The sequence below is a fragment of the Actinoplanes sp. NPDC049316 genome (assembly GCF_040677315.1).
Lineage (GTDB): Bacteria > Actinomycetota > Actinomycetes > Mycobacteriales > Micromonosporaceae > Actinoplanes.
Genome location: NZ_JBFAQM010000002.1, coordinates 22309 through 41915 on the forward strand (window position 1 = coordinate 22309; position 19607 = coordinate 41915).

Below are 19607 nucleotides of genomic sequence, written 5' to 3' on the forward strand. Positions count from 1 at the left end.
ACGGGGGAAGGCGGGTCTGTGACGACGGAGGCGGCACCTGTGACGGCCGTGGTCGCGGACGAACGCGCGCAGCTCGAGGCGACCCTGACGGAGCTCGAGGCGCGGCCGCAGTCGAAGTTGCGGTCCACCGCCGTGCCCGCCGCGACCGTCGAGCGGCGTGCTGCCGCGCTCGGCCTGGACGATCTCGCCATGCGGGCCCGGCTGTTGCGCGCCCACGTGCTCGTCCGGGAGGGCCGGTCGGAGCGCGGCGGGCGCTGGGCGCATCAGGTCCTCGCCTGGGCCCAGGAGCAGGAGCACCCGTTCCTGCTGGCGCGTACGCACCGGGTGCTGTCGATCTTCTACCGGCAGGTCGGCGACCTGTCCGAGGGACTCACCCACGCGGTGCAGTGCTACTCGCACCTGACCCACGACGAGCCGCTGAACGTGCGCGCCCGGCACCTCATGACGCTGGCGGTGGCGCTCGACGAGAGCGGCTCCATCGCGGAGGGCGACCGCCGGTTCCGGGAGGCGCTGGCCATCGCCACCGAGATCGGCGACCTCGAGCTGAGCCTGAACATCCTCAACAACATGGCGTACACGGCCTTCGAGAACGACGACGAGGCCGGTGCCCGGGCGCTGGTCGCGCAGATGCGGCAGGTGCAGGCGCGCAGCCCGCGCAACTTCACCGCGCTGGAGCTGGACACGATCGCCCGCATCGAGATGATGAGCGGCCACTACGACGTGGTCGAGGAGACGTTGCACGTCATGCTCGACGACGGCCAGTCGAAGGTCGAGGCGCACGAGGGTGACGCGCCGGCCGTGTGCCTGCTCACCCTCGCTGAGGCGCGCCGGCTGGACGGCCGCCCGGAGGCGGCGCAGGAGGCCCTGGACCGGGCCGTCGTGATGGCCGAGGAGCGCGGCCTCGACCGGGTACGCGCCCAGGCCCGCAAGGAGCAGGCCGCCGTGTACGCCGCCACGGGCCGGTTCGAGCAGGCGTACGAGGAGCACCGCGCGTTCCACAAGGCGACGACGGCCCTGCACTCGGCGCAGCGGGAGGCCCGGGCGCGGGCGCTGCAGGCGGTGTTCGAGGCGACCGAGGCGCGCCGGGCCAGCGAGCACTTCCGCGAGATGGCCCACCGCGACGCCCTGACCGGCCTCTACAACCGGCGGTACGTCAACGAGCGGCTGCCCGCGCTGCTGGGCGAGGCGGTGGTGCGGCGTACGCCGATGTCACTGGCGATCCTGGACCTGGACCACTTCAAGCGGATCAACGACACACTCTCGCACAGCACGGGCGACACCGTGCTGCAGCACATCGCCGAGCTGCTGCTGGAGGCGGTGACCGGCCCGATGATCGCCGCGCGGATGGGCGGCGAGGAGTTCCTCCTGATCATGCCGGGGATCGGACCGGCGGAGGCGGCGGAGCGCTGCGAGCGGCTGCGGCTGCGGATCCGCGCGTACCCCTGGGGGCCGATCACCGGCACCCTGCCGGTCACGACCAGCATCGGCGTCACGACCTCCACCGACGGCCGGGGCACCCCGTCGTCCCTGCTGTCGCTGGCGGACCGCAACCTGTACGTGGCCAAGCGCGAGGGCCGGGACCGGGTCGTCCGCGACGTCTGAGCCGCTCCGGACGGGGTACCAGTGGGCATGCTCCGTCTGGCTCTCTCCGCGCCACGCCCGTACCACGGCTGGGTCAGCCGCTGGTCGACGGTGGCCGGCGTCCGTACCCATGAACGGGTCCGCGCCCGGCCGGTGGACGCCCTGCCGGTCGTGATGCTGCACGGCCTGGCGGTGTCGCACCGCTACCTGATGCCGACCGCCGACGCCCTCGCCGACCGGCACCCGGTGCTCGTGCCGGACCTGCCCGGCTTCGGGCTGAGCGGCAAACCCGGCCACGCGTACGACGTGGCCGAGCATGCCGCCTTCGTCTCGGCGTGGCTGGACGCACACCGGCTGGACCGCGTGGCCGTGCTGGGGCATTCGTTCGGCGCCGAGGTGGCCGCCGCGCTGGCCGGTCTGCGGCCGGACGCCGTGGCCTCGCTGGTGCTGGCCAGCCCGACGGCCGATCCCGCGGCGCGTACGAGGACCCGGCTCGTCGGCCGCTGGTTCGCCGACCTGCCGGTGGAGGTCAAGGGGCAGGCCCTGATCCTGTCCCGGGACGTGTACGACGCGCGGCCCCGGCGGGTGTGGGCGACGATCGGGCACTCGGTCCGCAACCGGGTCGAGGACGACCTGCGCCGGGTGTCCGCGCCGACCCTCGTGCTGGGCGGCGACCGGGACACGGTCGCACCGCTGTCGTGGCGTACCCGGGTCGCGCAGCTCACCGGCGGGGTCTCGGTGACCCTGCCCGGGGCGGCCCACAACGCGCTGACCACCGCCGGACCCGCCGCCGCGGACGCGATCGCCGCACACCTCGCGGTCCCGGCGAGTGCGGCGCGCTGCCGGTCCTGTCGACCGTGCTCATCAACGGCGCGCTCCAGCGCCATGTGACCCAGGACACACCACTGTCGGCGTCCCCGAGCAGAAGAGGCGTCGTCTTACCCGGTGTGACAGCGAACCAGCCTTCCCGCCCGCGCGCCGGCACAGGCACGGGCCGCGTGCTCGGCATCGAGCTGCGCCGCTCCACCGCCGGCACCGTCGCGGCGGCGCTGTTCCTCCTCGGCGTCGCGTTCATGTACGGAATCTCCGGCAGCGACGGATGGTCCGGGCGGTGGCCGCAGCTGGCCACGGTCCAGCGCGGCTCGCTCAACTTCCTGTGGCCGCTCGCCCTGGCCCTCGGCGCCTGGCAGGCCGGGCGCGACCGGCGCAGCGACGTGGGCGAGCTCTTCGCCGGCACGCCCCGGCCGCCGTGGCACCGCGCTGCCGCGTCCGCCACCGCCCTGGCACTCGCCGTCACCACCGCCTCGCTGCTCACCACCGCGGCCGCGCTGCCTCCCGTGCTGAGCGGTCCGGCCTACTTCGACCCACGCGCACTCGGCGTCGTGGCCGTCGGGCCGCTGTCGCTCATCGCGGCCGCCTGGCTCGGCATGGCGGCCGGGCGGTACCTGCCGTCGCGCCTGACCCCGCCCGGCGTGGCCGTCGCCGGTCTGCTCGTCATGGTGTTCTGCGCACCCTCGGCGGTGCGGAGCGACGCGCTCGCGCCCCTGAGCGTGCTCGCGGTGCCGGCGCTGCCGCAGTCCTCCGATTTCGCCGGTGTGCCAGGGGCGGTGAGCGCCGCACAGGCGACCTGGATGGCCGCGCTGGCCGCCTCCGCGCTTCTGCTGCTGGGGGCGCGGCAGCGGCGAGGGCGGATGCTCGCCACGGTGCCTGCGCTGCTCGGCCTGGCGGCCGGGGTGGCGCTGGTGCCGTCCGGCTTCGTCATGACCCCGTACGTCACGGACGCCCGCGCCACCCGGTTCGTGTGCGCCGACGGCATGCCGCGGGTCTGCGTGCGGCGGGCACACGCCGCGTTGCTGCCGGAGGTGGTCGGACCGGCACGGGACGCGCTGCGGGCGCTCGGCCGGCTCCCCGGCACGCCGACCGAGGTCCGGGAGGGCATCGACCACTCCGGCAGCCCGTTCAACCAGGAGCGTCCCGACCCGGCGACCGCCACGTTCTACACCTCGCTGGCGTACTTCGACGCGAGCACCCTGTCCGCCGAGCTCGTGGCCGCCGGGCTGGCTGGTGGCTGCCCAGACCGGGGGTACGGGCCCGGCGAGCTGGCGGACGCCGCGGCGAGGACCGCGGCCGCATACTGGCTGCTGGGCACGGAGCCACCGGTGGACGGTGACAACGCGCGCAGGGTCCTCGAGACGTGGCGGACCCTGGTCGCGCTCCCGGAGCGTGAGCAGCGGCGCCGGGTGGAGGCGCTGCACACCGCCGCCGTGCGCTGCTCCCCCGGGCTGCCGGCTGTGCTGGCCGGAACCGGCCGGTAGTCACAGATCCAGCTCCACCCGGAGCGGGTAGTGGTCGGACGCCCATTCGGCCTCGTCGCCGCGGACGACGCGGGCGTCACGGGCCCGGGACGCGAGCTCCGGGCGGGCCAGCAGGTAGTCCAGGCGCATGCCGGCGTTGGAGAACTCGTGTCCCCCGCCCCGCGTCGTCGGCACGGTGAGCCCGTCCCCCGACCCGGCCGAGCGCCACAGGTCGACGAAACCCGCCTCGGCGAAGGCCGCGATCGCGCGGGTGTCCGGCCGGCCGTCCCGGCCCAGGTGGCGGCGCCGGTAGAGCGCGGGGAGCCGGGCGAGGCGCTCGCTGTGCGCGGTGTGCGGGTCCAGCGAGTTCAGGTCACCGGTGATCACCGTGAGCGGGCCGCGGTAGCGGTGAGCCAGCCAGCGGGCCTCCCGAAGCCGCCGGTACGCCCGGAACGGATTCAGGTGCGTGCTCACCACCGTGAGCGGGCCGGCGCCGGTGGGCACGGTGACGGCCGCCGCGGCATGGTGCAGGCGCCAGCGTACGGCCGACCGGCCCGCGATGGTCAGCGGCGGCCGGACCAGCACCGCGACGGGCTGGCCGAAGACCGACGGCGCGAGGAACGGCTCCATGCCCAGCGCGGCGGCCACCTCCCGCATGCGCTGCCCGTCGTGCCGCTGGAAGTCACGCAGCTCCTGCAGCGCGACGACGTCCGGACGGCGCCGGGCCAGCAGCGCCACGATCCCGTCGAGCCGGCCGCCACCGCCCCCGGTCTTGATGTTCCAGGTGAGCAGGCTAAGCGTCACGGCCCGCTGCCACCTTCGGCCGCTCGGCGCCGGCGGTGAGCTCCACGTCCGGCCGGGTCGCGGGACGGGTCAAGGTCACGTTGGGGCGGATCGTGAAGTACAGGATCGTGAGCCAGCCCGCGGTCAGCAGCGCCGCGCCCAGCATGTCGCTCGGGTGGTGCATGCCGCGGTACATCCGCGACACCGCCACGCCCAGCGGCATGACGACCGCGAGGACCACGAAGACCCACCGCCACCAGTACGCCCGCAGCCGCGGGACCAGCAGCACCGCGATGGCCACGTACAGGCACATGGTCGCGGCGATGTGCCCGGACGGGAACGAGGACGTCGGCAGCTTGCCGTCGAGGTGCTCGACCGGCGGGCGGGGCCGGCCCACGGCGGCGGCCGTGCACAGGAACAGGGTGAGCTCGCCGAACATCGCCAGCACCACGTAGAGCACCATCCGCCACTGCCGCCAGACCGCGAGCACGATCGGGCAGAAGACCAGCGAGACGATGAGGATGGCGTGGGTGTCGCCGGCCTTGCTCCAGGCGTAGCTGACGTCGTCCCAGGTGGACGTCCGGAACGTCTGCAGCCAGCGCGGCACGCCGTCGTCCACGTGCTGGATCCAGGTGCCCTCGGTGTGGTTCGTCAGCGCCCAGCCGAGGACGTACAGCACGCCGAACACGAACGCCCAGCCGACCAGGATCTGCATCGCGCCGGTCCACGGGTGCGGGAGCAGGCGCTCGTGGGGGTCGCCCGGCCGCACGTCGGCCGCGGCCTCCGGCTCGAGGCCGTCCTCGAGCGGCGCCACCGGGCGGCCGGTCTCGCGGCGCCAGAGGAGGAAGGCGTACGCGGTGACGCCCAGCCACGCCGCGCCGAGCAGCCAGCCGGCGAGCACGTCCGACACGTAGTGCACGCCCAGCGCGATGCGGGTCAGCCCGATCGCCGCCACGATCACCGCGATCACGGTGATGAACCACTTGCGGTGACGCGCCGAGACGGCCGGGAGGAAGACGAGCAGCAGGGCCCCGTACACGATCATCGAGCCGAGGGCGTGCCCGCTCGGGAAGCTGTTGCCCGGGGCGTGGGTGACCGGCACGTCCACGACCGGGCGGACCCGCGCGACCAGCGCCTTGAGCGACGGGTCCAGCAGCAGCGCCCCGACCCCGGTGACGACCAGGTACGCCGCGAGCCGGAACCGCTTGCGGATGAGCAGCGCCACCACGGCGATGGTGACCAGCCACAGCATGACCGGCCGGCCGCCGAGGCGGGCGACACCCTCGAGCACCTTGACCACCGGCGGATGCGGCGACACGAGCCGGTTCAGGCCCTCGGCGACGCCGTGGTCGATGCGCTCGAGGGGTCCCCAATTGAACCGGACGAGCAGCAGCAGGACGCCGAAGCCGAGGCCCAGGGCCACGACGGCGAGCAGGCCGAGCACGCTGCGCTCGGCGAAGTGGGTCAGCGGTCTCCAGCGCACCGGCTCGGCGGTGGCCGTCCTGTCCTGCTGCTCGGTGACCATGTCACGTGCTCCTGGGTGTCGCGGGGGTGGTGCGCCCGCTCTTACCCCGTGCGCTGTTTCACCACACCGGTGTCGCCCGTGCCGGGTTCCCAGCGGTCCTGCAGCGCCGGCCGGGTGACGCCGACCCGCTGGGCCTCCAGCTGGGCCGCGAAGGCGAGGCCGAGGAACAGTGCGATGCCGGTGAGGTTGGCCCACAGCAGCAGCGCCATCATGGCGGTGAGCGGACCGTACGTGGCCCCGAAACCGTCGCTGATCAGCACGTATCCGGCGAGCAGCAGACTGGCCACCCACCAGAGCACGGTGGACAGGGCGGCCCCGAAGAGCAGCCAGGTGAGCCCGGGCTGGCGCCGCCGGGGCGCGTGCCGGAACAACAGGCCGACGGCGAAGACGATCAGTCCGAGGCTCAGCGGCCACCGGACGATGTCCCAGGCGCGATGGACGCCGTCGCCCCAGCCGGACTGCCGCGCGATGGAGTCGCCGGTGGCGTGCCCGGCCACCAGCAGCAGGAAGCCGAAGAGCGCGGGCAGACCGGCGACGATGGCCAGCACGGCGGCGCGCGTGTACTTGGCCAGGGCGCTGCGGTCGCGCTCGACGCCGTAGATGCGGTTGGCACCCCGCTCGATCTGCGCCATCGCGGTGGTCAGCGCGACCAGGCCGGTGAGCAGACCCAGCACGAGAGCGAGCTCGCCGGCGTCCTCCGTACGCTCGTCGTCCTGCAGCAGGTCGCGGACCAGCGGCTCGCTGGCGCCCGGGGTGAGCGCGAGGACCGTGTCGGCGACGACCTGGCCGCCCTCCTCGACGCCGAGATCGGTGGCGAGGCCGGACAGCGCGATCATGAACGGCACGATCGCGAGGCACAGCTGCAGGGCGAGCGCGCGGGAGTGGCTGAAGCCGTCGCCGTACCGGAACCGCACGAACGCGTCCCGCAGCAGGTGCCACCGGCCGTAGTGCCGCAGCGCGAGGAACGCGTCGTCCGCCGAGAGCTCATCCCCCGGCATCATCTTCGTCTCGGGTACGGGCGAGGTGCTGCTCATGGCCTCGCCTCGCTTCGCTCCCCGAGACCATGAGGCACGAGGGCACTGAGCCTGATGATTCCGTCGGCAAGCTCCCTCATTTGGCCTCCTCGGCCGCGGCGCGCACCTCCTCGGCAGCCCTCTCGGCGGCGCTGCTGTCGTACGCGAGGTCGGGGTCGCCGTCGGGTTGCGGCACGCACAGCAGCAGCGCGCGGTGCCGCACCCCGATCGTCATGCTCTTGCCCGGATCGATGAGGTCCCCGTCGAGTTGCCGCGGCTGCGGACGGTTGCTGCGGATCTCGACGCGCTCGGCGGTGTACGTCTCCATCCGCGGCACCCGGTCGCGCCGGCGCATGACCGCCCAGCCCAGCGCCGCCCAGTGGGCGAGGTTGTTGGGGCTCAGGATCGCGACGTCCAGCTTGCCGTCGGCCGGGTCGGCCTCGCTGAGCAGCCGTACGCCGCCCTGCAGCCGGCCGACGTTGCCGACGATGACCGTGCGGACCCGGCGCCGCAGCGGGGGCTTGCCGTCCAGCGAGATGCGCACGGGCATCGGCCGGTCCCGCAGGTGCTTGAGGGCGCCGCCCACGTACGCGACCCAGCCGATGTGCTTCTTCGCCGTCTCCGACGTGCCCTCGAGCATCTGCGCGTCGAACCCCATGCCGGCCATCACGGCGAAGCACTGCCGGCCGACGACGCCCACGTCGATGCGGCGGCGGCCGCCGTCGAGGGCCACCTGCACGCCGACCGCCGGGTCGGCGCTGAGCCCGAGATTCGCCGCGAGCAGGTTGCCGGTGCCCGCGGGCAGCACCGCGAGGGCGACGTCCGTGCCGGCGAGGGCGCTGATGACGGCCATGACCGTGCCGTCGCCGCCGGAGACGAAGACCAGCTCGGCCCCATCCTTGATCGCCTTCTCGGCCTGCCCCTTGCCGGAGTCCTGCGGGGTGGTCTCCAGCCACATCGGCTCGGGCCATCCGGCCTGGGCCAGCCCTTCGACGATGGTGCGGCGCAGCAGGTCAAGGTCGGGGACCTTGACGGGGTTCACGACGACAGCTGAGCGGGGTCCGGTCACGGCGTCAGTGTGCCGGACGCACCGCGCATCGGCGACCCGGGCACGGACGGGTTACAGTGGCGGCGCGACTTGAACACGTTCAAATGACTGGGGGAGCCATGCGGGTGCTGATCAACCTCCTCGTCGCGGTGGGCATGCTCGTCGTCGTGCCGGCCGGGTTGCGGCTGCTCGCCGACCCGGCCGCCGCCGTGGCGCGCCGGGTCTGGCCGGTCGGCGCCGTGGCCGGTGCGCTGAGCCTGTGGCTGCCGCGCGGGACGCTCGCCACGGGGCTCGCCACGGTCTACGCGATCGCGGCGGCCGTGCTGTGCGCGTACGCGATGAGCAGACCGGCCCGCCCCCGCCGCGAGTGGCCCGCCGAGGCCGCGGTGCTGACCGCCCTGGCCGGCCCGGCGATCGCGGCGAGCGCGCTGGTCGCCGAGCGCAGCGGCTACCACCTGTTCGGCTTCGACCTGGGCGTGCTCGCGCTGACCGTGGCGCACTTCCACTTCGCCGGGTTCGCCGCGGCGCTGATCGCGGGCCTGCTCACCCGGGCCGTGCCGGGCCGCCCGGCCGACGTGGCGGCGCTGACCGTGCCCGCCGGCACGCTGCTGGTCCTGCTCGGCTACTTCACCGCCGAGTGGGTGGAGCTGGCCGGCGCGCTGGTGCTGACCGCCGGCATGTGGACCGTCGGCTGGCTGACCTGGCAGTACGCCCGCACCACCGCCGCCGACCGGCTCACCGCCGCCCTGCTCGCCGGCTCCGCGCTGGTGCTCGCCGCGTCGATGGTGCTCGCGGTCAGCTGGGCGCTCGGCGAGGCGACCGGCCTGCCGCACCCGTCGCTCGCCTGGATGGCAGCGACTCACGGGGTGGCGAACGCCCTGGGATTCGCCCTCTGCGGCATGGTGGGCTGGCGCCGCGCCGGGGAACTGTGAGAGCACAGCGAAGGGATCATCGATGACGGGTTACACCTACACCGAGGTCGGCGCGACACGGCACGAGCCGCTGCCGCCCGGCTACCGGCACCTGCACTACCGCACGTACCTGGGACGCGACGTCTTCGACTGCGCGGCCGACGCCATCCTGACGTTCCGCATGCACCGCGCGACCGGCGCACGGATCAGCAGTGACGCGCAGCGCGCTGCTCCCGGCGTACGGGTCAAGGTCGGACTCGGCCCGGTGACCGCGCCCTGCGAGGTGGTGTGGGTCGCCGAGGACCCCGACCGGGCCGGATTCGGGTACGGCACGCTCCCCGGCCACCAGGCCACCGGCGAGGAGGCGTTCACGGTGGAACGCGACGCCGACGGCAAGGTGTGGTTCTCCGTCACGGCCTTCAGCCGGCCCGCGCGACCGCTGATGCGGCTGGGCGGCCCGTTCGCGGTCCTCGCCCAGCACCTGTACGCGCGGCTCTGCGGCCGAGCCCTGCGCCGGCTCTGTGCGCGGTCACGTACGGTGGATCCGTGAGCGATACGAGCGTCACGTGGTGGGGGCACAGCACCATGTGGCTGACCGACTCGGGCGTCTCGCTGCTCACCGACCCGCTGCTCACCGACCGGCTGGCCCACCTGCGCCGGATGGCCGGACCCACACCCGCGCTGCCCGGCAGGCCCGACGCGGTGCTGCTGTCGCACCTGCACGCCGACCACTTCCACCTCCCGTCGCTCAAGGCGCTGCCCGGCGAACCCCTGTACGTCGTCCCGCGCGGCGCTGCCTCGTTCGTGGCGAAGGGCTTGGGCCGCGCGTACGGTGACCGCTGCGTCGAACTGGTGCCCGGCGAGGAGACACGGATCGGCGACGTGACGGTCCGGGCCGTCCCGGCCATGCACGACGGCGGCCGGGGCCCGTGGTCCAAGCTGCGCGCCGTCGCGATGGGCTTCGTCGTCGAGGGCACGACCCGCACCTGGTACGGCGGCGACACCGGCCTGTTCGACGCGATGGCGGAACTCGGCCCGCTCGACCTCGCCCTGATCCCGGTCGGCGGCTGGGGACCCACCCTGCACGCGCACGGCCACCTCGACGCGGCCGGCGGCGCCGAGGCGCTGCGCCGGGTCAAGGCCTCCTGGGCGGTCCCGGTGCACTACGGCACGTTCTGGCCGGTCGGCCTGTCCCGGGTCCGGCCGCACATGTTCGCCGAGCCGGGCGCCGAGTTCGCCCGCCGGGCCGCCATGGCCGCACCCGACACCGAGGTCCGGGTCCTGGCCCACGGCGAGACCCTGACGATCGAGCCGGCCGCGTGATCTCCGAGCTCGGGGCCCTGGCCTGGCTCTTCACCGTGGTGGCCTTCGGCGCGATCGTCCCGATCGTCCCCACCGGCGCCGCGGTCAGCGGCGCGGCGGCCCTCGCCTTCCACGACCACCCGCTGCTGATCGTCCTGGTCATCGCGGCGGGCGCGGCCGGCGCCTACGCGGGCGACCTCGTCATGTACGCCATGTGCCGAGCCGGCGGCGAACAACTCGCCCGCCGCCTCCGCTGGCTCCGCGACGAAGAACGTCTCGGCGCGGTGAAGGACCGCCTGCAGCGCAGCCAGATCCCGGTCCTGCTGGTCTCCCGCCTGCTGCCGGGAGGCCGCGTGCCGGTCCTGCTCGCGGCGGCCTTCCTCGGCCTGAGCTGGCGCACCTTCGTGGTCGCCAACCTGCCGGCGTGCGCGCTGTGGTCGGCGGTGTACGCGGGGATCGGGGTGGCCGGGGGGTCGATCTTCCCCGAGCCGTGGGAGGGCGTGATCGCGGCGGTGGTGCTGGTCGTGATCGTCACGCAGGTGGTGAGCCTGGTGAACAAGCGGCGGGCCGCCCGCGCGGAGCGCCTCAGTACTTGAGGTATTGCCTCGTCATCTTGGCGACCTTCTCGACCAGCTTGATGCCCGCCGGCATCGACTGGTTGTTGTGGGAGAGCACAGCGATCAGCACGTCCGTGTCCCCGTCCGAGGCGACCCGCCCGATCGTGTTGATGACCCAGAGGCCGCCGTCCGCCGTACGGGTGTCCCAGCCGTTCTTGACCGTGGCCGTCTCGCCCTCCTGGGCGACCGACGGCACGCCCCAGTCCTGCGCGTCGTCGACCGTGCTCATCAGCGTGTACGCCGTCTTGCGCGACTGGGAGTCGAGCGGTCCCTTCTCGTCGACCAGCGCCGCGAGCAGCTTCACCTGGTCGTTGACCGTCGTCTTGGTCAGGCCCCAGGCGGTGTTGACGACCGTGCTCTTCAGTCCCAGGCGCTTGTTGCACTTGGTGACGGCGCTGCGGCCGCCGAGGTGCTGGAAGAGCGACGTCGTCGCGGTGTTGTCGCTGAGCCGGATCATCGGCTTGGCCAGGCTCATCTCGCCGGACGTGGGCTTGCGGCCGGCGTCCTGGGCCTGCAGCAGCATGCAGGCGAGGATCTGGGCCTTCACGATGCTGGCGGTGTCGTACTTCTCCGAGCCGCGGTACGAGTAGCGCTGGCCGGTCTTCTGGTCGACGACCGCGACGGAGAACTCGGGGGCGGTGGCGGCGTACTTCTTCAGCGCAGCGTCGAGCTTGCGGGCCCGCTCGGCGCGTTTCGCCGCGGCCAGCTCCTCGGGGCTGGGTCCCGTCGGGGTCGGGGACGCGGTCGGCTTCGGGTCGTCTCCGAACGTGAGCGAGCTGGGCAGGAGGCCACCTCCGCCACCGCCGCTGTCGTCCTTCATGCCTAGGCCGATGAGGGCGCCACCGCCCACGATGACCACCGCCGCCAATGCGAAGATCAGAAGCCGGGTACGTCGCACCCATGCATAGTGCCGCGCTTCGCCCGTGATCCCAAACCGGTCGACCCTGAGCATGATCACCAGTACGGTTCGTAATCGCTTTTCGGGGGCACAATGAACGGCATGGCTCTGCTGCCCTCGCCCACGACCCTTGTCGAGTTCACTCGTTCCGCGATCGGTCAGGCGGTGGGGACGGCGGTGACCGTGGCGACCGTGCCGGTCCGCATGCTGGGGTTGCTCGGCCAGACCGAGCTCATGGTCGGCCGGATCACCGTGCTGGCCGAGCGCGCCGAGGCGCTGATCGACCGGGTCGAGCGCGCGGTCGGCGCCGCGGAGAGCCTCATCGGCCGGGTCGACGGGGCCGTCGGTGGCGCCGAGACGCTGATGGGCCGGGTCGACGGCACCGCGACGGCGGCGGGCGCGCTTGTGGCCCGCGCCGACGGCACGATCGGCGACGCCGAGGAGCTGGTGGCCCGCACGGCCGGCACCGTGGACGACGCTCAGGAGCTGGTGGCCCGCACGGCCGGCACGGTCGGCGATGCCCAGGAGCTGGTCGCGCGGGTGGATGCGACCGCCGGGCAGGCCGCCGACAGCGTGCGCGAGGTCAGGGTCATCCTGGCCGCGGCGGCGCTCGCGGTGGAGGGCGCAGCGGCGATCGTGGACGAGGCCGGCGCGATAACCGGTGCGGCCGCCGGCGTGGTCGAGCAGGCGCGGGGCACGTCGGCCGAGGCGTTGGAGCTGCTCGAGGGGTACGCGCCCACGCTGCGCCGCGCGGCCCCGCTGGCGGCCCGGTTCGTGCAGGAGCTGACGCCCGAGGAGGTCACCGCGGCGATCAGGATGATCGACGAGCTGCCGCGGCTGCGCGAGCACCTGACCGCGGACGTGCTGCCGCTGCTGAGCAAGCTCGACCAGGTCGGGCCGGACCTGCACAAGCTGCTGGAGGTCACGAACGACCTGCACCTGGCGATCGCCGGGCTGCCGGGGCTGAAGATGTTCCGCCGCCGCGGCGAGGAGCGGGTCGCGGAGGAGAACCTGCCCGACGCGCGCCGATAAGCCTGACCTGCTCCTATTCACAGATGTAAACATTGACGAAACATGGTGTGACGGTTAGCCTCACCGGACCGTGAGAGCGCTCTCACCCGTCGCGGACCTCCCCGCCGCGACTCAGGCGACCCCCGAGTCCCCACCGGAGGCACCGCACCATGACATCCCCGCTCACCCACCGCCGGCGCCGCCTCGCCGGCCTGGCCACCGCCGCCCTCGTCGCCCTCGGTGGCGGCATCCTCGCCGTGACCGTCGGAGGCACCGCCGATGCCGCCACCGTCGGCGCCGGCAGCTACACCGAGGCCCTCCCGGCCGGCGCGAAACTGCCCACCGGCTGCGGCTCCCTGTCGACGAACCCGCGGCAGTACCTCACCCCGAACGCGCCCGCCGGCCCGGTGCCCACCAACGACTGGTGGTCGTCGCTGCTGTTCAAGAAGGGCGACGACTGCAACTTCTCCCAGCCACTGTTCGCCGGGCCGGCCGCGTACCGGCCGGTGGCGAGCGGGCTCGGGCTGTCGTACCAGACGGACCCGGCGATCAGCGGCAGCGGTACCGGCCTGGGTGAATACCACTACCCGTACGCGCAGCACGTCGTCGTCGGCGTGGCCGGCCTGAACGCGTCGCGGGCGCTCGTGGACGGCTGGAGCGACTGGACCGTCACCCCGTCCTGGAGCGACGGCGCGCGCACGATGAAGGCGACGATCGGCCACGGCCTGCCGATGTCGTACTACCAGGTGACCGGCGGCGACGCGCTGCTGACCATCACCGGGCCGCCGACCGCCTGGCAGAACAGCGGCAACCGGATCGGCTTCTCGATCGGCGGCCACGACTACGTCGCGTACGGCCCGGCCGGTTCGACGTGGACGGTCAGCGGGAGCACGATCCGCTCCTCGCTCGCCGGCAAGGGCTACTTCTCCGTCGCGGTGCTGCCCACGCTGTCGAGCGCGAGCACCGCCGACAAGGTCGCCCTCGCCGACACCTTCGGCCAGTACGCGCACAACCACGTCACCGGCACCCGCCTCGCGTACGCGTACAACCAGGCGGCGGGCACGGTGAACACCACGTACTCGTTCACCACCACCGCGCGCGAGGGCAGCGGCTCGGGCACGGTCATCGCGCTCTTCCCGCACCAGTGGCGCTACCTCACCGGCGCGAGCCCGCTTTCGCGCACGTACGTCTCGCCCCGCGGGGCGATGAAGATCGTCACGGGTACGTCGTTCAGCACCTCGATGAAGTACACGGGCGTGCTGCCCGAGATCCCCGCGGTCGCCGACTCCAGTGGCGCGGACCTCAGCCAGGTCACGACGTTCCTCACCAACGAGCTGAACAACCCGGCGGACTTCCGCGGCGACGACACGTACTGGACGGGCAAGGGCCTCGGCCGCGCCGCCCGGATCGCGGAGATCGCCGACCAGCTGAACCTCACCGCCGTACGCGACTCGGCGCTCAACGTCATCCGTACCCGGCTCACCGACTGGTTCACCGCGTCCCCGGGCAAGACCTCGCGGCTGTTCTACTACGACAAGAACTGGGGCACGCTGATCGGCTACCCCGCGTCGTACGCATCCGACGAGGACCTCAACGACCACCACTTCCACTACGGCTACTTCGTGGCCGCCGCCGCGACCCTGGCGAAGTTCGACCCGGCCTGGGCCGCGAACGGCCGGTACGGCGGCATGGTCGACCTGCTCATCCGGGACGCCAACAACTACGACCGCTCCGACACCCGGTTCCCGTACCTGCGTGACTTCGACATCTACGAGGGCCACGACTGGGCCTCCGGGCACGGCGCGTTCGGCGCGGGCAACAACCAGGAGTCGTCGTCGGAGGGTCAGAACTTCGCCAACGCGCTCATCCAGTGGGGCCAGGCCACCGGTAACAACGCCGTCCGCGACGCCGGCATCTGGCTGCACACCACGCAGGCGGCGGCCATCAACGAGTACTGGTTCGACGTCCGCAACGAGAACTTCCCGTCGACGTGGGGGCACAACTACACCGCGATCGTGTGGGGGTCCGGCGGCGCGTACGCGACCTGGTTCTCCGGCGAGCACGCGATGGTGGTCGGCATCAACATGCTGCCGATGACCGGCGGCCAGCTGTACCTCGGCGACTACCCGCAGGCCGTACGCGACACGTACGCCGAACTGGTCCGCAACAACGGCGGCGAGCCGACCGTCTGGCGCGACATGCTCTGGCAGTACCTGGCCCTCGGCGACCCGGACGCCGCCCTGGCGAAGTTCCGCGCGAACAGCTCGTACACGTCCGAGGAGGGCGAGAGCAAGGCGCACACCTTCCACTGGATCCGTAACCTGGCCGCGCTGGGCCAGGTGGACACCGGTGTGACGGCCAACCACCCGCTCGCCAAGGTGTTCTCGAAGAACGGCGCGAAGACGTACGTCGCGTCGAACATCACCAACGCCGCACTGACCGTGACGTTCTCCGACGGCCGTACGGTCAACGTCCCGGCCGGCAAGACGGTCGCGACCGGCGCCGTCTCGTGGAGCGGCGGCAACGCGACCGGCGGCGGCACCATCACGACGCCGCCCACGACCACCCCGCCGACCACTCCCCCGACGACACCGCCCACCACGCCACCCGCGTGCACGACCGGCCCGCTGCTCTCCCAGGGCAAGCCGGCCACCGCGTCCAGCGTCGAGGCCGGCTACCCGGCGAACCTCGCCGTGGACGGCGACACCGCCACCCGCTGGTCGAGCGCCTTCGCCGATCCGCAGTGGCTGCGGGTCGACCTCGGCTCCGCCCAGGCGCTCGGCCGGGTGGAACTGAACTGGGAGGCCGCGTACGGCAAGACGTACCAGATCCAGACCAGCGCCGACGGGAACACGTGGACCACGGCGGCCACGGTATCGGACGGCGCGGCGGGCACCCGTACCGTCGCGGTCTCGGGCAGTGCCCGGTATGTCAGGGTGAACGGAACCGAGCGCGGCACCCCCTACGGCTATTCGCTCTGGGAGTTCAAGGTGTACGGCGCCTGCGGCGGCAGCACGCCGCCACCCACCACGACGGCGCCCAGCGGCACGGCGTGGACGGCCGGAACGGCGTACGCGGTCGGCACGGTCGTCACCTACAACGGCGCCCGCTACCGCTGCCTGCAGGCGCACACGTCGCTGGCGGGCTGGGAGCCGCCGAACGTGCCCGCGCTCTGGACCGCGGCCTGACGGTTGCGCGAACGGCGGCCCTCCGTGCCCGGGGGGCCGCCGTTTCACATGCGCTTAACGGACAAACCGGCAGGGTCGGGCCATGGCTGACTTCACCCGGCGAACCTTGATCACCGGCGGCGCCTCGGCGGCCGCCCTGCTCCTGCTCCCCGGCGCGGCGCGCGCCGCGTCCGGGCTGTCCGACCTGGAACGGAAGTACGCGGCGAGGATCGGCGCCTACGCCGTCGACACCGGCAACGGCCGCGTCGTCCGGCACCGGGCGAGCGAACGGTTCCCGCTGCTGTCGACGTTCAAGGTGCTCGCCTCCGCGGCGGTGCTCGACCGCGCCCGGCACTGCGAACCCGGCCTGCTGGACCGGGTCATCCACTACAGCGCCGACGACCTCGTCTCCTACTCGCCGATCACCGAGCAGCACGTCGAGGACGGCATGACCGTCGCCGAGCTGTGCCGGGCGGCGATCACGTACAGCGACAACACCGCGGGGAACCTGATCCTGGACCGGATCGGCGGCCCGGCCGGGCTCACCCGCTACGTCCGCGGCCTCGGCGACCCGGTCACCCGCCTGGACCGGTACGAAACCGACCTCAACCTCTGGTCGCCCACCGAGGTGCGCGACACGACCACGCCCGAGGCCGTGGGACGGGACCTGCGCACGCTCACGCTCGGCACCGCGCTGCACCCCGGCGACCGGGCGCAGCTGATCGCCTGGCTGCGCGCGAACACCACCGGCGGCCTGCGCATCCGCGCCGGCTTGCCGCCGGACTGGACGGTCGGGGACAAGACCGGGTCGGGGGACGCGTACGGGCCGGCGAACGACCTCGCGCTCGTCCAGCCGCCGGCCGGAGCGCCGCTGATCATGGCCGTCTACACGAACAAGCTGGCCGCGGACGCCGCGTACGAGAATGCGCTGATCGCGGAGACCGCGACCGTGCTGGCGCGTTCGCTCGGACGGCTCTGACCCGGCTTCAGCCCACGGCGAGCCGCAGCTTCGTCAGTTCGTACGAGGCGATCTCGGGCCGGATGCCGACCGCCGGTGGGGTGACCATCCGCAGACCCGGCTCCGCGAAGAGCTTGGTCAGGAAGATGTCGGTCTCCTGAATCGCGATGTACGCCCCGGGGCAGCGGTGCGGACCGTCGCCGAACGACAGCCCGGCGTCGCCCACGCCGTCGGCCAGCGGCCGGGCCGGGCAGACCTGTCCGCCATCGGCGCCCACCGCCTCGGGATCCATGTTCGCCGCGGCCACCCCGATGTCGATCTGGGCGCCGGCTGGGATCACGGCGCCCGGCACGGCGATGTCGGCGGTGGCCCGGCGGGCCAGGTTGGCCACGACCGGCTCCAGGCGCAGGATCTCGTGCAGGATGGCGACCCGCTGCTTCTCGTCACCGCCGGTGTACGCGGCGCGCAGTTCCTCGTCGGTGAACAGGTGCCAGGCGGCGAGCGTGATGAACTCGCGGGTCGTCACCATGCCGGCCGCGGCGAAGGTGACGCACTCGCCGAGGATCTCGCCGTCGGTGCAGCCCTCGTCGAGCAGGTGCGAGATCAGGTCGTCGCGGCGCTCACCCCGGCGGGCCTTGATCGCGGGGCGCACGTCCCGCCAGTGGAACAGCGCCATGTTGGCGTTCGAGCGGCCCTCCTTCCAGAGCTTCACCAGCCGGTTGGCGGCAGCCTTCTCCTCGAAGAACCGATCGAGCCGGCGCGCCATCCCGGGACCGCTCTCGGTGAGGCCGATGACCTCGCCCGCGACCGCCACGGCCAGGGCGAAGGACAACTGCGACAGGTCCGCCTCTCCCCGCCGCCGCAGCACCGCGCACTGCTCGTCGGCGAGACGCTCCATGAGCGATCGGTACGCGGTGTCGACGCGACGCGGCGTGAAGTACTTCGCCGTCTGCCGCCGGTGCTCCCGATGCTCCGGCCCGTCGCGGTACAGCACGGGCATGCGCATCCGGCCCTCGAGCTTGCGGGCGTTCTCCGCGCCGAAGCCGGCCTGGCGCGTCTCGGTGCTGCGCAGCATCGCCCGCGCGGTCGCGAAGTCCTGGACGTGCCAGACACCGTCGGCGTCGGCGTGGACGGGACATCCGGGCGCGAGCTCGCCGCGCGGGATCTTGCGGTGCGAGTCGACGGGGGTCTCGGCAGGCATCCCGACATTCTTCTCGCTGCATAGACGTATGTCGACTTATTGCACCGGTACGGCAGAAAGGCCCCGGCGGGCGGCCGGGGCCTTTCTGTGGTGGAGGATGGCTCTGTCAGAACACCGAGACGCCGTACACGCTCAGCGGCTCCACCACCGGCTGGAAGTAGGTGGTGCCCCCGGAGCGACAGTTACCGCTGCCACCGGAGGTCAGACCCAGCGCGGTGGTGCCCGAGTAGAGCGAGCCGCCCGAGTCGCCCGGCTCGGCGCAGACCGTCGTACGGATCAGACCGGAGACCGAGCCCTCGGCGTAGTTCACCGTCGCGTTGAGCGCGGTGACGCGGCCGGAATGGGTGCCCGTGGTGCTGCCGCGGCGGTACACCGTGGAGTTCACCGCCGGCGTGCCCGCGGAGGTGATGTCCTGCCCGCCGACGCTGCCGCTGATCCCGCTCGTGTTCGTGTAGCGCACGATGCCGTAGTCGTTGCCGGGGAAGCTGGTGCCGGCCCGGGTGCCCAGCGTCGTGGAACCGTTCGTCCAGGTGCTGCCGATATTGGTGCAGTGCCCGGCGGTCAGGAAGTAGTACGTGCTGCCGCTGCGCACGTTGAAGCCGAGCGAGCAGCGGGCTCCGCCGGTGTAGATCGCGTCGCCGCCGGAGAGGCGGGTGCTCAGGGTGCCCGGTACGGACTCCAGGCGCGCCTTGTCGCCCAGCTTGGCGACGATCGCCTTCACCGCGGCCAGCTTCGCGCCGGTCACCGTGCTGTCGGCGGTGACGAGGATCTGGTTGCTCATCGGGTCGACGGCGAACGACGTGCCGGGGGTCTTCAGCGTCGACTTGAGCGTGGCGTCGGCGGCGGCCAGCACGGCGCCGCTGCGCTGGACGTAGCGGGGGGTGGCGCCCGCGGCGGTCACGGACTGGGCGGTGGCGGCGTCGGTCACGTTGACCACGAGCTTGCCGCTGCTGTCGACGTACGAGCCGGCGGTCCGGTCGCCGAGCCGGGCGTCGAGTGTGGACGCGAGCGCGGACGGGGCGAACGAGGGGTCGGCGGCGGGACCGGTGGGGGCGGCGGACGCGGGTGACGCGAACGCGCTGCCCGCCAGCAGGACGGCGGCCAGGCCGACGATCGGTCGGCCGAGCTTGGAGCCGGGGTTGCGCACGGGGGCCTCCGGTGGGGGATGGGGGTACGCCGGGAGCCCGGCGTACGTGTGCAACCCGAAGTATTGAGAACATTCGATGACAACTCAAGGCTTTCGCGCCACCGCGCACGGTTGCCTAGATAATGATCAAGATGCACGTGAGCTGGGCAAA

At 72.9% G+C, this 19607-nt stretch carries 17 protein-coding genes; 10 read left to right on the forward strand and 7 right to left on the reverse strand.

Annotated features, from left to right (window positions below; all coding sequences use genetic code 11):
* Positions 1–18 precede the first annotated feature (18 nt).
* The 3 genes from AB0K03_RS02645 (at position 19) to AB0K03_RS02655 (ending at position 3896) form a co-directional block, all read left to right on the forward strand.
* Positions 19–1602: a diguanylate cyclase gene (locus AB0K03_RS02645; RefSeq protein WP_364679471.1), complete on the forward strand. Its 1584-nt coding sequence runs from the start codon at positions 19–21 to the stop codon at positions 1600–1602.
* A 27-nt stretch (positions 1603–1629) separates the two neighbouring features.
* Positions 1630–2472, forward strand: a complete 843-nt coding sequence (locus AB0K03_RS02650; protein WP_364679474.1) for an alpha/beta hydrolase — start codon at positions 1630–1632, stop codon at positions 2470–2472.
* A 107-nt stretch (positions 2473–2579) separates the two neighbouring features.
* Positions 2580–3896: a hypothetical protein gene (locus AB0K03_RS02655; RefSeq protein ID WP_364679477.1), complete on the forward strand. Its 1317-nt coding sequence runs from the start codon at positions 2580–2582 to the stop codon at positions 3894–3896.
* Here the strand turns inward: AB0K03_RS02655 and AB0K03_RS02660 are convergent, their stop codons facing one another.
* The 4 genes from AB0K03_RS02660 to AB0K03_RS02675 form a co-directional block, all read right to left on the reverse strand.
* On the reverse strand, positions 3897–4679 hold the full coding sequence (locus tag AB0K03_RS02660) for an endonuclease/exonuclease/phosphatase family protein (RefSeq protein WP_364679480.1): 783 nt from the start codon (positions 4677–4679) through the stop codon (positions 3897–3899).
* Positions 4669–6183 carry a phosphatase PAP2 family protein gene (locus AB0K03_RS02665; RefSeq protein WP_364679482.1) on the reverse strand — a complete coding sequence of 505 codons (1515 nt, stop codon included), beginning with the start codon at positions 6181–6183 and terminating at the stop codon, positions 4669–4671. Before AB0K03_RS02665 ends, AB0K03_RS02660 begins: the two co-directional genes overlap by 11 nt.
* A 41-nt stretch (positions 6184–6224) precedes the next feature.
* Positions 6225–7217: a YihY/virulence factor BrkB family protein gene (locus AB0K03_RS02670; RefSeq protein ID WP_364679485.1), complete on the reverse strand. Its 993-nt coding sequence runs from the start codon at positions 7215–7217 to the stop codon at positions 6225–6227.
* A 76-nt stretch (positions 7218–7293) separates the two neighbouring features.
* Positions 7294–8265, reverse strand: a complete 972-nt coding sequence (locus tag AB0K03_RS02675; RefSeq protein WP_364679488.1) for a diacylglycerol kinase family protein — start codon at positions 8263–8265, stop codon at positions 7294–7296.
* A gap of 104 nt (positions 8266–8369) precedes the next feature.
* On the opposite strand from AB0K03_RS02675, the gene AB0K03_RS02680 reads away from it, so the two are divergent.
* Genes AB0K03_RS02680 through AB0K03_RS02695 form a run of 4 tightly spaced genes read left to right on the forward strand, consistent with a single transcriptional unit; the run spans position 8370 to position 11053 of the window.
* A complete protein-coding gene (locus tag AB0K03_RS02680; RefSeq protein WP_364679491.1) occupies positions 8370–9176 on the forward strand; it encodes a YndJ family protein in 807 nt (268 codons plus the stop codon).
* A gap of 22 nt (positions 9177–9198) precedes the next feature.
* Complete coding sequence (locus tag AB0K03_RS02685; RefSeq protein WP_364679493.1) at positions 9199–9705, forward strand: DUF1990 domain-containing protein; 507 nt, start codon at positions 9199–9201, stop codon at positions 9703–9705.
* Positions 9702–10478, forward strand: a complete 777-nt coding sequence (locus AB0K03_RS02690; protein ID WP_364679495.1) for an MBL fold metallo-hydrolase — start codon at positions 9702–9704, stop codon at positions 10476–10478. The genes AB0K03_RS02685 and AB0K03_RS02690 overlap by 4 nt, the downstream gene beginning before the upstream one ends.
* Positions 10475–11053 (forward strand): VTT domain-containing protein, encoded by a 579-nt coding sequence (locus AB0K03_RS02695; RefSeq protein WP_364679497.1) that lies wholly within the window; start codon positions 10475–10477, stop codon positions 11051–11053. Before AB0K03_RS02690 ends, AB0K03_RS02695 begins: the two co-directional genes overlap by 4 nt.
* On the opposite strand, the gene AB0K03_RS02700 is transcribed toward AB0K03_RS02695, so the two are convergent.
* On the reverse strand, positions 11043–11972 hold the full coding sequence (locus AB0K03_RS02700) for a serine hydrolase (protein WP_364679499.1): 930 nt from the start codon (positions 11970–11972) through the stop codon (positions 11043–11045). The two genes, AB0K03_RS02695 and AB0K03_RS02700, sit on opposite strands and share 11 nt — an antisense overlap.
* A gap of 102 nt (positions 11973–12074) precedes the next feature.
* Between AB0K03_RS02700 and AB0K03_RS02705 the strand changes: the two genes are divergently transcribed.
* The 3 genes from AB0K03_RS02705 to bla all read left to right on the forward strand — a co-directional run bounded on the left by AB0K03_RS02705 (position 12075) and on the right by bla (position 17129).
* Positions 12075–13004, forward strand: coding sequence for a hypothetical protein (locus tag AB0K03_RS02705; protein ID WP_364679502.1), 930 nt, complete (start codon positions 12075–12077; stop codon positions 13002–13004).
* A 149-nt stretch (positions 13005–13153) separates the two neighbouring features.
* Entirely contained in the window at positions 13154–16171 is a 3018-nt protein-coding gene (locus AB0K03_RS02710) for a glycosyl hydrolase (RefSeq protein ID WP_364679505.1), read from the forward strand.
* 82 nt (positions 16172–16253) lie between these two features.
* Positions 16254–17129, forward strand: a complete 876-nt coding sequence (bla, locus tag AB0K03_RS02715) for a class A beta-lactamase (protein WP_364679508.1) — start codon at positions 16254–16256, stop codon at positions 17127–17129.
* Positions 17130–17136: 7 nt separating this feature from the next.
* Here the strand turns inward: bla and AB0K03_RS02720 are convergent, their stop codons facing one another.
* Positions 17137–18309, reverse strand: a complete 1173-nt coding sequence (locus tag AB0K03_RS02720; protein ID WP_364679511.1) for a cytochrome P450 — start codon at positions 18307–18309, stop codon at positions 17137–17139.
* Between the two features lie 106 nt (positions 18310–18415).
* Positions 18416–19456 carry a S1 family peptidase gene (locus tag AB0K03_RS02725; RefSeq protein ID WP_364679514.1) on the reverse strand — a complete coding sequence of 347 codons (1041 nt, stop codon included), beginning with the start codon at positions 19454–19456 and terminating at the stop codon, positions 18416–18418.
* Between the last annotated feature and the right edge of the window lie 151 nt (positions 19457–19607).

What these genes read in the sequence shown, in the direction of transcription:
- AB0K03_RS02670 (WP_364679485.1), bottom strand. Translation starts at nt 7,217, where the DNA reads ATGAGCAGCACCTCGCCCGTACCCGAGACGAAGATGATGCCGGGGGAT.
- AB0K03_RS02705 (WP_364679502.1), top strand. Translation starts at nt 12,075, where the DNA reads ATGGCTCTGCTGCCCTCGCCCACGACCCTTGTCGAGTTCACTCGTTCC.
- bla (WP_364679508.1), top strand. Translation starts at nt 16,254, where the DNA reads ATGGCTGACTTCACCCGGCGAACCTTGATCACCGGCGGCGCCTCGGCG.
- AB0K03_RS02650 (WP_364679474.1), top strand. Translation starts at nt 1,630, where the DNA reads ATGCTCCGTCTGGCTCTCTCCGCGCCACGCCCGTACCACGGCTGGGTC.
- AB0K03_RS02710 (WP_364679505.1), top strand. Translation starts at nt 13,154, where the DNA reads ATGACATCCCCGCTCACCCACCGCCGGCGCCGCCTCGCCGGCCTGGCC.
- AB0K03_RS02720 (WP_364679511.1), bottom strand. Translation starts at nt 18,309, where the DNA reads ATGCCTGCCGAGACCCCCGTCGACTCGCACCGCAAGATCCCGCGCGGC.
- AB0K03_RS02665 (WP_364679482.1), bottom strand. Translation starts at nt 6,183, where the DNA reads ATGGTCACCGAGCAGCAGGACAGGACGGCCACCGCCGAGCCGGTGCGC.
- AB0K03_RS02685 (WP_364679493.1), top strand. Translation starts at nt 9,199, where the DNA reads ATGACGGGTTACACCTACACCGAGGTCGGCGCGACACGGCACGAGCCG.